The 14,554-nt window shown below is 44.0% G+C and carries 11 protein-coding genes and 1 pseudogene; 1 reads left to right on the top strand and 11 read right to left on the bottom strand.

All coding sequences use genetic code 11. From position 1 onward, the window contains the following. Positions 1-7: 7 nt before the first annotated feature. From MHI45_RS01990 to MHI45_RS01965, 6 genes are read right to left on the bottom strand one after another with little or no spacing between them, the layout of a single operon-like run. A complete protein-coding gene (locus MHI45_RS01990; protein ID WP_076114515.1) occupies positions 8-2,455 on the bottom strand; it encodes a penicillin acylase family protein in 2,448 nt (815 codons plus the stop codon). Between the two features lie 16 nt (positions 2,456-2,471). After that, positions 2,472-3,440, bottom strand: a complete 969-nt coding sequence (locus tag MHI45_RS01985) for a 2,3-diaminopropionate biosynthesis protein SbnB (RefSeq protein ID WP_076114514.1) — start codon at positions 3,438-3,440, stop codon at positions 2,472-2,474. 25 nt (positions 3,441-3,465) lie between these two features. Beyond that, positions 3,466-4,422 carry an ACP S-malonyltransferase gene (gene fabD, locus MHI45_RS01980; protein ID WP_076114513.1) on the bottom strand — a complete coding sequence of 319 codons (957 nt, stop codon included), beginning with the start codon at positions 4,420-4,422 and terminating at the stop codon, positions 3,466-3,468. A 12-nt stretch (positions 4,423-4,434) separates the two neighbouring features. Beyond that, entirely contained in the window at positions 4,435-5,514 is a 1,080-nt protein-coding gene (locus MHI45_RS01975; RefSeq protein ID WP_076114512.1) for an HAD-IIIC family phosphatase, read from the bottom strand. A gap of 33 nt (positions 5,515-5,547) precedes the next feature. Continuing rightward, positions 5,548-5,784 carry an acyl carrier protein gene (locus MHI45_RS01970; RefSeq protein ID WP_076114511.1) on the bottom strand — a complete coding sequence of 79 codons (237 nt, stop codon included), beginning with the start codon at positions 5,782-5,784 and terminating at the stop codon, positions 5,548-5,550. A 40-nt stretch (positions 5,785-5,824) separates the two neighbouring features. After that, complete coding sequence (locus MHI45_RS01965) at positions 5,825-6,670, bottom strand: 3-hydroxyacyl-CoA dehydrogenase family protein (RefSeq protein WP_076114510.1); 846 nt, start codon at positions 6,668-6,670, stop codon at positions 5,825-5,827. A 229-nt stretch (positions 6,671-6,899) separates the two neighbouring features. Here MHI45_RS01965 and MHI45_RS01960 point away from each other — a divergent pair, with 229 nt between their 5' ends. Continuing rightward, the gene (locus MHI45_RS01960) at positions 6,900-8,036 is read left to right on the top strand and encodes an acyl-CoA dehydrogenase family protein (protein WP_256718294.1); all 1,137 of its coding nucleotides are present in this window, start codon (positions 6,900-6,902) and stop codon (positions 8,034-8,036) included. Between the two features lie 275 nt (positions 8,037-8,311). Here MHI45_RS01960 and MHI45_RS01955 read toward each other — a convergent pair whose 3' ends face one another. The 5 genes and pseudogenes from MHI45_RS01955 to MHI45_RS01935 form a co-directional block, all read right to left on the bottom strand. After that, entirely contained in the window at positions 8,312-8,905 is a 594-nt protein-coding gene (locus MHI45_RS01955) for a hypothetical protein (RefSeq protein ID WP_076114630.1), read from the bottom strand. 20 nt (positions 8,906-8,925) lie between these two features. Then, the gene (locus MHI45_RS01950) at positions 8,926-9,420 is read right to left on the bottom strand and encodes a hypothetical protein (protein ID WP_076114631.1); all 495 of its coding nucleotides are present in this window, start codon (positions 9,418-9,420) and stop codon (positions 8,926-8,928) included. A 1,272-nt stretch (positions 9,421-10,692) separates the two neighbouring features. Beyond that, positions 10,693-11,751, bottom strand: a complete 1,059-nt coding sequence (locus tag MHI45_RS01945) for a hypothetical protein (RefSeq protein ID WP_076114633.1) — start codon at positions 11,749-11,751, stop codon at positions 10,693-10,695. A 1,277-nt stretch (positions 11,752-13,028) separates the two neighbouring features. Continuing rightward, positions 13,029-13,541 (bottom strand): hypothetical protein, encoded by a 513-nt coding sequence (locus MHI45_RS01940; RefSeq protein WP_076114634.1) that lies wholly within the window; start codon positions 13,539-13,541, stop codon positions 13,029-13,031. A gap of 315 nt (positions 13,542-13,856) precedes the next feature. Next, positions 13,857-14,537: pseudogene (locus MHI45_RS01935) on the bottom strand (hypothetical protein); the annotation flags it as partial. Positions 14,538-14,554: the final 17 nt, after the last annotated feature.

Below are 14,554 nucleotides of genomic sequence, written 5' to 3'. Positions count from 1 at the left end.
AGGCTTCTTATAAGGACGGCTTAGCCGTTTCCACTTGCGGGAGCATTTTTAACAGCGTTCCCTGCCGGTATTCTTCCGGGTCCATTTTTTGATTGAACTGCAGTCCAGCGGCATGATTCTGTGCTTGATCCTCATAATGCGGACTACATACATTACCCGATTGACCCGGTGCCAGGATATCATAGGAGCAGCGTTTCAGATCAGACAGGTCAACCACCGTCCGCCAGGATGCAGACCAGTATACGGCACCAGTGGCGTTCGGAACCATCGCTCCCACCGATATATTGCTGCCCCCGATGGGGCGCATTTTGGTGTTCAGCAAGCCTTTCAGGCCTTTTACGGCTGCGCCGAAGGGATGCACGGGACCAATGCGGTGATATGTCCCCCAGGTCCAAGTGCCGGGAGTATTCCCCTGCAGCCGGACACACTCCTGGATAGCTTGCTTGTAGCTCTTAACAACGGCTTCAGCCCATCCCCCTGCACGAATGAACCAATCATTTTCAACTCCCTTATCGGCTTCAATAATCATCCTGTCGAGAACATTGACCTTATCAAACATCCGGGTGAAGAGCACCTTTCCCATAACAGGCTCGAAGATGGCCCTTCCCAATTCATCCACCCATTTATAAAAAATAAGCGGTGCGGCCTGATCCGCTTCGTCCTTCCGGTTCCAGTGCTCCAGGATATCTAAAGCCGACTGTTCAGCAGGAGCAAGCTTAGCGTGCAGCCGGATTCTTGGAAGCAGAATTGGCAAAAGCAAATCAGCCTGCGGATTCATGTAGTCAACCTGAAGCTTCATCATCTCCTCGGCCCTTATCCCCGACATTTTGGAGAGCATTTCGTAAATACGGTTTGCCCGGTAAGGAGGAGCCCAAGCGTATGACAGGAAGTATGGATAACTTTCGTCAGCTAATTTGTTGTTAGCGCTGATAATCATACCTTCTTGCGGATTCACTGACTCTGGAAGTTCATCAAACGGAATATAACCGGTAGGTTCATATGCTTTCTTCCATCCCGGAACGGGCAGCAGGCCGTCATGGTTCTGCCGGATCGGCACTAGTCCCGCTACCTTGGAAGCTATGTCATCCTTTGACGCGAACATGAAGGTTAGTACCGGAGTCTGATACTGCCTCAGCGCAGTTCTGAACTCCTTCCAATCTTTCGCATCATTGAAAGCCAGCACGGCTTCCAGCTCTGTGGTAGGCAGATGAGCCGGCCATGACAGGGCCAATGCTTCCGAATCGTCTTCAAGCTCTTCATCCATCCCGAGTACGCCACATAAAATGGGACCGTGATGCGTAACCATAACCTCAAGCTCGGTTTCAGGCTCTCCCTTGACCTTTATTTTTTCGCGGTATATTTCGGCGTCTAACCAGCGTTCGTCATATTCATACTTGTATTTGTCTTTGGGATTTATTTTTTCTATATACAAATCTTGTGTATCAATTTTTGTGTTCGTAACTCCCCAGGCGATGTGCTCGTTATGGCCCAGCGTGATGCCAGGCACACCCGGTATGCTTACCCCGATCACATTTTTACGAGTCACTCCGTCTTTAATGATCACTAGATGCGATTGATACCAAAGTGAAGGATTACTGTGGTTAATGTGCGGATCATTGGCCAAAATCGGATAGCCTGATTTGGTATGTCTCCCTGATAATACCCAAGCGTTGGACCCAGCTGTTTCGTCCGGTAGCTCTGTTGTCGCTGCGAGGAGCTCTTCAAGATCAAGGAGCGGATTAATGGAAGGCTGCAATGGTACTCTGCTGCATTCTTTACCGCCTCCGGTGGATTGAGGGCTTGACTTAACCGTGACAAACCCGTCCGGCGGATATACGGGGAACAATTGGGTGCATAAGTGGAGTCCGGCCTTTTTAGCCAGCTGATAACGATAAGTCTCGGCCCGCCAATTTTCGCTCATGTCATATGACATCAGCTTGAGGATCATGAGGCAGTCTATCGGATGCCAGGGAGCCGGCCGATACCGCAGCAGCTTGAATTCCAAAGCCAGCTTTCCCTTCCCCGTCACCTGTTGGATGTAAGCGTTAACCCCCTTGCAATAGCTGTCCATGATCATACGTGTCTTCTCAGAGTAAGCAGCAAGAGAACGTTCGGCGGACTGCCGCAGCTGAAGCGTCCGGAAAAGCTTGTCGCTTCTTAACTGGGCGCTGCCGATAATTTCGGCCAGCCCTCCTCCGGCAAGCCGGCGCATCATATCCATTTGCCACAAACGGTCCTGTGCCGTGATGTATCCCTGCACCTGATACAGATCCTCTTCAGTCTCCGCTTCGATATGCGGTACGCCTCTTTGGTCCCGGTATACCCGGGATTCGTATGTTAACCCGGGTATGATCAGACTGCCCTTGGTTTGAACTCTTGAACGGGTGAGATAGCCGATTCCTGCTCGGGTAAACGAAGCAGCCATAATATTGTTGAGCAGATCCCAAGAAATCATAAGGAGCCTCCTTTACCTACTCTTTAAGCTCAATTCCAGCTCCAAGCCCAGCGGCCATTCGATAAAAATAGGAACCCACTGCGATATCAAATACCGCCATCCCCATCGGATTGAACATCACGGCTTCAGCAGTGGACAAGTGTTTAAAAGCGCCATTGATAACGATATCCCCGATGGAGAAGGTACCTTCTTTTTGCAGATTCTTAAGCTTATGCAGCATCTCGATGTCCGTGTTTTCCCGGCATACCTCATCCCAGTCGTCAACAGCGATTTGCCGGGTGTATTCGTAAATGTCCGCGGTGAAATCCCGCAGAGACACATTGAGCAGTAAAGCTCCGTCTTTGGGCTTTCGGTCAATATACCGGTGTTTCGATACCGTGCATGTCATAAAAATATCCGATTTCCCGTAAACCTCTTTCCAGTGATCACAGACGGTAACGCGGTCCCGGATAGAACTGTTGATATTTTCTGTATCCACTCCGCGCAGGTCATAGATAAGTACCCGCTCTATTTCTTCCGGGAAAAGCGCAGCGATCATTTTCAGATGGAGCTGTCCGATAGGGCCGAATCCGATAATTCCTGCGGTTAGATGAGATTTCTTTTGGGCTTGCAAAAACTTCTGTATAACCAAACCGGAGACCGAGGCGGTTCTGATCCCGCTGATCAGACCGCTGTTTATGATGGAGACCGGCTTCCCGGACGAAGCGTCGTTCAGAACGGTAACCGAATGTGCACGCTGTATCCCCTGATTAATATTGTTCGGGAAGCTGGCGATCCATTTGATTCCAGCCATCGAAAAAGATCCGCCGACAAAGGCTGGCATCGCAATAATGCGGTTGGCTGGGTCTTTAAAACGCACATAGGGTTTGACCGGCTGGGAGAAATCACCTGCATGCAAGCATTCTGTTGCCTTCTCAATTTCACGAACCGTTTCTTTCCAATGTAATCCGATTCGGTTCAGATCATCCGTATTAAGGTATAGCATAAGAACCTCCTAGATATAGATTGGATTATATGAAGCTGTTCTGCAGGCTCAAATATTGATTAAGGGCCTGCCGATCCGAAGCCGTATCAAAACCGAACGAAGTTATTCCACTAGGGATATTGGCTTTTACCAAACTGCTCAATACGGTTTTGGGGCCAAATTCAACTGTCAGGCTGATGTTCTGCCCGCTAAGAAAGCTCATCGTATCAACCCACCTAACCGGATGAGTGATCTGCCGTTTCAGCAAGTCAGCTGCCGTTTCTTCATCCGAGTAAGGCTGTCCGGTCACATTGGAAATGACCGGCCAGCGAAGGCGGGAGAAATGAATTGATTGAAGAGATTCGGCAAATTGTTCAGAGACCCCGGCCATTAAAGGATGATGAAAAGGAGCGCTGCGAAATAAAGGGGTTATCGTTGCACCCATATTTCTCAGGCTCATCTCAACCAGATCCATTGTCTGATTTTCTCCCGAGAGGGCGGTCTGCTCCGGAGCATTCAGACAGCTGACGCTAACCCTGGAGCCTGATGGATCAGCGGAGCTGCACTCAAGCTCTACCTTCTCCAAAGCCACGCCATCTACTATCGTCATTCGACCAATTCCCGACTCAATATGACGTTGAGTGAGTTCCCCACGCCGGTGTACAAGCTGTAAGGTATCCTTGAACGTAATTGCTCCGCTGACTGTAAGTGCAGCGTACTCACCCAGGCTGTGTCCTGCTGTATAATCGGGCTGAATTCCGATCTCCTGCATATAGACTCGATAAGCACTGATACTCGTTGTTAGAAGAGCCGGTTGAACGATAGAAGAATCTGACATATCACTATAACTACCCTCGAAGCAAATCTTGGCAAGATCGTATCCCAAAAGATCGCCTGCTTCTTCGAAGGTCCGCCGGACTACTGAATACTCCCGGGCAAGCGCCTGTCCCATTCCAATGTACTGTGACCCCTGACCGGGAAAAATAAAAGCAAGCTTCTCCATGGTTGCTCTCTCCTATTCTTTGCTGGTTTTCATCTTTATGTAATCGGGAAAAGGCTGAATAGCAGACAGATCATGTTCAAGCAGCACCGTATTTCCGTTCTCTCCGATCTCCTGAAAGCCGGCGAATTTGTATGTAACATACATCATCCGGTTCCAAGGATTTTCAACAAATTCCGCTCTCAGCTTACATCCCGCCTTGCGGGCTTCACGCATCACAAAATTCAGCATGACGGACCCGACGCCGCGGGACATCACTCGGCAGGACATGAGCAGCAGTTTGAGCGTCCATATATCCTCAGAGCATTCAACGAGGGCAAGTCCGATTTTTCCGTAGGTTCCATATTTATCTTCCAGCTCCGCTACCCAAAGCCGGTGCCGGTCTGATTGCCGGAACTCATCCAATTCCTGATAAGAATAGGTATAGCCTGTAGCATTCAGCTGATGGGTTCTTACGGTCAGCTCTTCGGCCCGCTGCAAATCTCCCTCGCTGGCCGGGTAAAGGCTAAAATCCAAATCCAAGGTAGCAAGAAACTCCTCTATGGTACCCGAAAAACGTTCTTCATCTTCTTTTCTTTCTATATCGTTCTTATACAGGCTCCGGCGCATCCTGGAATCTTCGGTAATGAATCTGGGGTTCATATCGGGCCTGTCCAGGATTGACGAAATGTCTTCAGCGGCAATACATCTTACTTCAGGCAGCGAATAACGGACCTCGTCTCTTTCAAAGGGTTGATCATCAATAAAGGCAATGGTGTTCGGATTGATGTTGATCAGGGCAGCTATTCGTTTAACCGATTCTGATTTTGGCTCCCAGGATATTTGCGGGTACAGGAAGTAGCTATGGATACCCAGCTCCTTCAGCTTCAGCATCGCTTGGCTGGCATCGTTCCTGCTGGCAATAGACAGCAGAATGCCCCTTTCATCCAGCCTCTTAATGACCTCCAGAACGCCTTCCCTCAAGCCCACCTGCTTGTCCTCAAGCAAAATCCCTTCCCAAAGGGTATGATCCAAATCCCATACGACGCACTTAACTTTGACTTCCTCGACAGTCTGCTGTACGTTATCCCCGGTATGATTTCCATGTAAGTTCAATCCCCAAACACCCTTTCCCTTTGATCTAGCCCGCTAAGCAAGCAGCCGGTTAACTGTCTGTTCAATGGAATTGATAGATTTGAAATTATCGGGATTCATCTCCTGATTCGTAATGCGGATGCTGAAGCGGGATTCCAGATACATAATGAGCTGCATTGCGAACAGGGAGTTAACAGCACCAGAGCTGAAGATGTCCTCATCATCCTGAATATCCTGATTTTTCACATAGCGGGACAAAAATGCACGAACATCCGATTTAATATCTGACATTAGCCATTCTCCTTTTTTTGTTTTTTTGCATATATGGAGATTAATATTGATAGAAGCCCTGACCGGATTTGCGTCCGCATTTTCCCGCCGACACCATCTGGCGCAAGAGAGGGCAGGCTCTAAACTTCGGGTCCTGGTACGATTCGTACAACACTTCAAGTGAATACAGTATGGTATCCAGCCCGATGAGATCACCTGTTTCAAGCGGTCCGCTGGTATGGCCGAAACATTCTTTGAAAATACGATCGACATCCTCTGGCGGGGCAACCTGATCCTGTACCGTCCAGATCGCTTCATTGATCGTCAGCATTAACACCCGGTTTGACACAAATCCCGGCATATCGTTAACTAATATGTATTTCTTGCCCATTCCCGCTAGGATGCCGGCTGCACAATCAATCGTTTCCTGTGAAGTATAAGCGCCCCGGATGGCCTCCACCGTGGATTTTAAGGGTACAGGATTCATGAAATGAATGCCCAGGATACGGTCGGGGCGACGGGTAAGCCCACCAATCTTTGTAATAGATATACATGAGGTGTTGACTGCAAAAACCGCAGATTCAGGGCAAATCTTGTCCAAAGCCGGATATATATCCTTTTTAACCTCCCATTTTTCCGTTACGTTCTCGATAATAAAGTCGCAATCACTGAGAACATCCATATGGAGATCGCCTTCGATGCGGCTTAACACCTCGTCTGGATCAAAGGATTCCTTCCCCCGCGTATAGAACTGGTGCATTCTTGCATTGTTATATATCTCTCTTTTCGCATGTATCAAAATATCCTCGTTAACATCTACCAGTCGCACATTAAATCCGGATTGAGCCAAATTCTGTGCGACCCCAACTCCCATGACACCTGCTCCGATGACACCGACTTTCTTCATTTTCCGCACACTCCTATATTTTTTATGATATATGGCACATAATGTTTTATTTCCAATAGTTAGACTATTATGTAATCAGATCCTAATTCACAAAACAATAGTAAGGCAAAAATATCCATTTGTCTACTAAAAATATGCATAAATATACAATATAATCTGTTATCAAAGATAATTATGTAATAATATATTATTATTACAACCAAATTCCATATAGATAAGGCGGCCTGATATGATGGATTTTCGTTTAACCAGAGAACAAATCGAACTGCAAAAACAATTCAGATGTTTTACCGACGAAAAAATAGCCCCTTATGCACAGCAGCATGATGAAGAGGAAAAATTGACAGATGAGGTTCTTGAATACATGAAACAATCAGGCTACCTGGGTACTATGATTCCACAGCAATATGGCGGAACAATGCTTAATATGGTGGAAACCGGGCTGCTTAACGAAGAGATTGGCAGAGGATGTGCCTCTGTTCGCAGTCTGTTAACCGTTCATGGAATGGTCGCATTGGGTATTCTGAGATGGGGAACTGAGACACAGAAGGATTACTGGCTCCCTAAGCTGGCCAGCGGCAGTAAGATCGGGGCATTTGGTCTGACAGAACCTCTTGTAGGCAGCGATGCCAAAAGTGTAAGTACATCCGCTATTTTGCATGAAGATTCATACATCCTGAATGGGGTGAAAAAATGGATTACGATGGGGCAGATCGCTGACGTATTTATTATTATGGCCCAGTTGGATGGAAAACCTACGGCTTTCCTGGTGGAGAGGGACAATCCGAATCTGACAATTAAACCAATGAAGGGACTGCTCGGCTGCCGGGCTTCCATGATTACAGAACTCACCTTGGAGGATTGCCGGATTCCGGCTGACAGCATTATAGGGGCACCGGGTACAGGCCTGTCGCACATAGCTTTAACCTGTTTAGACTATGGAAGATATACGGTAGCCTGGGGGGCCGTTGGTACGGCACAAGCATGTCTGGAGGCAAGTGTTCATTACGCTAGAAAAAGAAAGCAATTCGGAAGACCTCTTAGAGAATACCAGCTCATCCAGAAGATGATCTCGGAAATGATTGTAAGTATTAAAGCTGCAAGACTTATGTGCTTTCATGCAGGAAATTTGAAGGACATTGGCGATCCCGATACCATTATGGAAACATGGGCTGCTAAATATTATTCAGCAAGCATAGTCAACAAAATTGCCAGCGATGCTGTTCAAATTCACGGAGCCAACGGCTGCAGCCGGGATTATCCTATTGAACGATATTTTAGAGATGCCAGAATCAATGAAATCATAGAAGGAACATCACAGATGCATGAAGTCTTAATTGCAATGAACGGATTTCGGACAATCTAAAACCTAGTTTTCTATAGCCGACGATTGTTCCGATACAAAAAAACTGTCAATTCAACATCTAAGAATCTAATACTTTATTTTTCTTCTTATAATAGCGGGTGGTTTTATGTTTCCCGCGTTTCACGCGCTCAACTGGCTAAAGCCATAACAAATAAAACCCGTCAGTGACGGGTTTTATTTGTTAAAGAAGAGTTTTTATCATTAGAGTATTTACAAATGAATGTAAGTTTCCGATAGTTTAAATGGTATGAGTAAAGAAGGGGGATGTTTAATGCTTAAATCAAAAAGCTTCTGATTATTATTGGTCTCATTGTTATATTAGAATTTATTGTTTTTACAAGCATGTCGCTGCAAGATGCTATAGCCATGAACTTTTTTATTGTATCTCTTGCTATACCTCCTATTTGGTTTGTGGGGATGTTCAAGCCTTCACTGATCGTTCGAAGGGGAATTAAAAGAAACCGAAAAACATTGACTAAGTATTCTGCAATTCTATTTTTCGCTTTCACTGCTATGTTTATTACAGTTACATCAATTGTGAAATACAAGTCACCAGAACGAACCCCTTCTATGGCAGAGATATCGTTTGAGTCAAATATCCAATCCCATTCTCTATAACCAGAGCCTTGATTGAACACACGAATATTAGGTTGGACTTGACCCACAGCTTTCTTTAAGAAAGTAGAGTTAACCTTTGCTGATACCTGAATATCCAAAATGTTTTGAAGCCTGTGTGTTTGATCCGACACCTGGATGTCAATAAACTGGATGCTTTCAGAGATTTTTAAGTCAAAGTCAAACTTTATGTATGTATTGTTGTTCAAATGATTAGAGTGCATAGATGATTCAAACAAATTAATTTTATACATGAATGAAATATCTCCCTCTGTTAAAAAATTTTTAGTGAATAAACCCCTTCCTCTGAACATGAACCACAATTCAAATGAATTTCAAACCCCAAAATCACTGTAGGGATGGGTCTGCCTAATGTGCCAGAAATACAAAATCTATGCTGCCCTTGACCTGTACTGTAGTGACCGCATTTATATTTGTATAAATAAATCGGAAACATACGATCCGGTTCCTCTTTCATTAGTTGATTAACATATGGACAATGCTTGGGATTCGATTTGTCTGTATCTTTGTGCTTATCTAAATCTACTAAGCCTTGAAGAAATAATGAGCACCCCTTCGAGGGATCTTTATAAACATGGCAATTACCAGAATGAAGATACAGGCTGACTGATTTGCCCTTTAAATCAAAGTTTTTTACTCGAACTGTGATTTTATCTAGATTGAAATAGTAATCAATCTCGTCCCTAATTAGCTTCATAGACTTATTGATCCGTTCTCTTCTAAATGAAATTAACCTTCCCTGCCCCATGCCGCGACTCCTTGGTAACTGGTCTGTAAAAATTATCTTGCACTCTGTATAGTAGCCGCCTTTTTAAGTTGCATCAAATTACTCTCTTGAATCGATACATCCAAATTGTGACTGTTTACAACTGTTGGCTTAGATGGATTGTATTTGCTGCATCGAAGCAAATGCGTGTATTCCATAAAATAACGGCATTTTCCGAATATAAAGTGATCCCTGCGTTGCAGAGACAATATTTCCTCATACTTTGTTTGCAAGTCAGTTGTATCGGGTGTACAACATTATTTTGTAATCGACTTGGGATATGTTCGCACACGGACATTGCTACCTCATAGGTCCGAAGAATGGAGCTTTTGCCAACATTGTTTGGCCCTACTAAAACGACAATCTAATACAGTTCAATTGCGACTGGATTCTTCCTATTCCGCGAAATTTCTGAATGATCAATGCTTCAGTCGAGGACGCCCTTGATTCAACGATTCTAATGTACGCTGCTGCTCGCTCATTTCTATTCCTCCTATACATTCGTTCTTAACCTCAACAGTAAACTACCTAATTACAAGGGACTATTTCCCTCTTAGGAAAACAATCCCTTCATTTGTAATCCGGAGCGTTCGTTATCGCAGCTGCCGAATAGGCGGGGCGACCTTTTCCCTGGCTTCTGCCGGCGGGCCGCCACCGCCTTCCATCGCTATTCCTGTTTCCCCACACCGGCTGCGGCAGCTCAGACGATCCTGTTGCATCTCTCTGTAGGAGTCGATTAACCGGTGCTGCAGTTGCTGTTTTGTCCGGGACGCCCGGAGATATCCAACTTAACCCGCCGCCGCGGCTGATGCCCACGTAGCTGGTCCTCCTGGCCAACCACCGACTCCCATCGCTCTTCCTGGTTTCCACGCGCCGACCACGCCTGGAATTCATACTACATTTGCTTTTAATACTTACTTTACAGTCGATTATCAAATCGGCAATAGTATCATGTTCTTGTCCAATTTCGGCAAAGGGACCAATTTCTTGTCCTGATCAAAGGACAAGAAATTGATCCCTTAAAACAGAAAACCCGCGCTGGGCGCGGGCTCTAATGGGACTATGTTCTTTTGGTTTAACAATTTCGTAGTATCATACATGGTCCCATTGCCGACAAAGCCCTGTTCTTGTCCTGAAAAAAGGACAAGAACTTAGTCCAATAAGCTGTTCCTAATGGAAGCGCCTTTTGTATTATACTGTGTCAAAATTCTTGCTGTGAATATATTTTATCCATTAATTATTTTACTTAATCACTTACACTTCATATGGATATATTCTTTCATATCCCTTTCTTTGATTTGAAACTGTTTCAATGTAATCATAGTGATCCTCCTTGATGTGTGCCTCTGTGTATTCAATCCACACTTCATCTATAGTACTTCGCTCAACAATATTTCTTATCTCACGAATTAACTCCCCATATCCGTCATTAATATTACCATTCATTATTCTATAAAAACTGTTGTTAAAGAAAAGAATTTTCTTATAATCAGATCCGTAATTCTTAAATTTATCTTCAGCCGACTTTATAGTTTCATTAAGGTGCTTTGTCTGAGTTAAAAATGTAGAGCCTAACACACTGCAATCTAATTCGATTCCATTACTAGGATCTATAAAATGAATAGAAAAATTTAGTTTTTTTTCATTAGTTCTGATGTACTCCTCAGTCCTAATTGGGTGCTGAACCCATTCTGATTCGATAATATTAATATCTTCCATTTCTCCTATTTCAGGCCTACTATAAAGATTCCTTTTCACTTCTTTCAATTTCTTGTCAAACTTGTGTTTACTGTATTTAGAGACATCTAAAGTCACATTTCCAAACTCTACATTCCTTTTTTCCATAGAGGTAACCTCATTATATGCAGCACTTAATACTCTAGAGATTAGGTCTTCTTTTTCTGAATTATCGTCTTTACTATTCAAAATACGAGACAATGATAATATTGTTTCATCGAATGTTAACTTAACACCTATCAGTTCAGACTTTTTCTTATTCAATTTTTTGCGCGTTTTCTTATTTTTGCAGCTAATATCCTCAATTAAACCACCAATAATTTTAGTAAATGAACTTACGGTGTTTATTGCTTGACCATACAATGTCTTAGCTTCGATTACAATATTTTGCCCTTCATAAATAAAAGAAATTTCAGGCCTTTTTCCCTCTGTCCCCGTATTATCCAAGCATTTAAAGCCAATATGTCTTAGGTCCGTTTTGTATAATCTATTAATAAATTTGTTTAAAAATAAATTCACCTCACAGTTTCTATTTTCACATTCTCCGGTCTCAATGTAACTACATGATTCTCCCATAATAATCTCCTTTTTCAAATAATATATATTCATGGATTTATATTTAAAATATACTCATTATGCTCGGGAAATAGATTTCTAATATGCTCCACCATATACATATCTCTTCGGATACCAAACAATACTTACTTCTAAAATTAAGTCTAATATTTCATCCCCGCGTCTTTCACCTGTCCTTTTTGAAAATAAGTGCCGCTCAAACTAACGAATGCTAATGCTATCCGGTACAATAGGTCTTCATTTAACAACACTATTATTTTTCTCATATTTGAGTTGGTACGACTTTCGACAGTTTGCTGATAAAAGTCATTTTTTCAGTTAAGATGATTTCAGTATACTTTACATCACATAAATCTAACATGCTCCTTCTCACATAATGATTGGAGTTCTCTTGCTAAAATGGTGTTTAATCTCTTAGTAGTCTGACAAATCTCCGTTCGTACTATTCAATTCATCTAATTTCAGATAAAGTCCGCTGGAGTTCCAGAAGAAATCACTTTTCAATTAAAACGCCGACTTATGCGGAATCGTGGAATTTGGTTACCTAAGTCATGACTTCTCCACATGAGTTCAAGGAAGAAAAATTTGATGTGTTATTGAAAAAAGATTTGATGAAATTTATGAGAGCGTTTAGATAATCATTAAATCGGCAATAGGACTAAGTTCTTGTCCATTTTCGGTAAAGGGACCAAGTTCTTGTCCTGAGAAAAGGACAAGAACTTGGTCCCTTAAAACAGAAAACCCGCGCTGGGCGCGGGCTCTTATGGGAGTATGTTTTTGTCCACCGACACAAACTGTCGGAATATTAAGTTCTCATTTTAAATACTTCAAAACAATAACGCACAAAGTCATACCCATATCGCTTCATTAAAGTTTTATCTTTTCCATCGCTGGTGTTCCTAATAATTTTTACTAATTGAGCATCCAAAGGACATTTCCTTTCAGCTGAATCAAAAGAGCTTGGGTCTTGTTTAACTTCAAAAAGGGTCACTCCTGATCATTAGTGAAACAAATTTAGTTGTATTACCCCAGTTTGAGTGCTCCATTACTGTTGCGTGTACTTCTGACAAGGCTCCACAGGCTTCTACTGATACTATCCGACGGTCCCGGGCGGTTGCAGTTCAGTGACACAATGGTGCTCGATTAGCTATCCGGAGACTGCAGGAGCAGACCGCGCGGCTCCTACGTCGAGCTTCAGCTCATGCTTCTGCCCATTCCTCAAAACCATAGTAATATGCTCTAAACAAAAAAACGCATTAAGTCCGTCCTATTTACTGTTAACATTTTATGTAAGTTTCTTCTGGATACACCCCGACCCGTGGTAAAACCCTTTCCACAAAATTCTCTTCCCAGAATTGTTTTTGTTCTAGACCACCTATATTAATTCCCGTAAATTGAGGATCTATAAATAAATCCTGCCCATTTATTAATTTGATATGTAAAACATCACATATCAGTGCATTTTCCATATTCTCTAAGTTAAAAAAAACTATACTATCCACGTGATTTTCTGCTAAAGGGTTGGTAAATATAACGTCACCAACCTTAGTTCTACTAGGAATCACATCTTCAATATCAGTTTCATATCTAAGAGAATCCACAATTGTAATATGGAGCTTCCCGTAACCATCTATTGCCTCAAACTGGATAAATTGGTCAGAAAACTCCAAAAATAAAAAATTCGTATTAGAAATGAATTCAGCAATTCCATTTTCCTCTATGTGTACAACACCAGTTAAATGAATCTCATCTATATTATTTCTTATTAGTTCTTTAATTTTCTCCAACATTTCTTAGACCTCCATTTTTATGGTATAAACATTATATTCAAATCCATTGCCTTACCTTGCTCAAGTAGTGTAAGCCATTCACCATTTGGGGATGATAATCGCGTTGCTCATACAAACCCATCGATTGGTTTACCCTAATGGTTTCATTGGCCCCCTGGGCAACATCCCATGCCAACTCCGTTTGAAGTTGCGCCGATTCTCGCTTGGCTTCTGCAGTAAGAATCTCATTTTCTCCGTATTGCTCAAACATTTTTTTCCACCAGACTTAGGTTTAGGTTTCTCTGTCTCTGGCTGTGGCTGCTGAGCGAGATAGCTCTCGTAATTGCCCCACCAGCGTTGCCTTAGGTCTGCGGGCACTTGATGATAGGTAAGATACATCGCCTTCGATTCTGCCAGCAGGTTTTGAACGAGCTCCAACGGGCCGCCCGAATGCGCTAACTGCCGCGCACTCGTAAACACGTTTCCCAGGATCCACTTGCTATAGTAGTCTTGCTTTCCCTGCTCAAGCTCGTACTGGCTGATCAACCCTTCCAGCGCCAGACTCGCCAAATATTTCAGCGGATGCAGACCCCCTCCAGCGGCTCCGCCCCCGGCTCGACTCGTTCCCGTGCTCCGGACAGGAATCGCTGCAGTGGCCTGCATAATCATACCTACTGCCTTGCCCGCAGGACCTCCGAAAGCGTTCAGGAAGACACCTGCAACCCGGGCCACTGCCGGAATCGCCCCTAACAGCTTGGACACCGTTCCCAGCAAGGCCTCCGCTTGTTGTTGCGCTGCCGGGCTTGTGATCTTCGCCGCAGGAGCCTCGGCCGGGCTGCTTGATGAAGCCTGGGCTGCGGCTTGGGCGGCCTCGTACGCCTGGATACTCATCAGCGGCGGCTCCGGTACAGGAGGGAGGTCGGCCACGAACACCGGGGCCTTCACCGTACCTTCCTGATCAATCACCGGGGCCTGGAGGATCATGCTGCTGGCGCCGCCTTGCAGATACATCACTGTGCGCACAAATGAATTGA

The sequence above is a fragment of the Paenibacillus sp. FSL H3-0321 genome, from assembly GCF_038002865.1.
GTDB lineage: Bacteria > Bacillota > Bacilli > Paenibacillales > Paenibacillaceae > Paenibacillus_AQ.
Note: the sequence above shows the minus strand (reverse complement) of the source record. Positions and strands in the feature narration are given on the sequence as shown.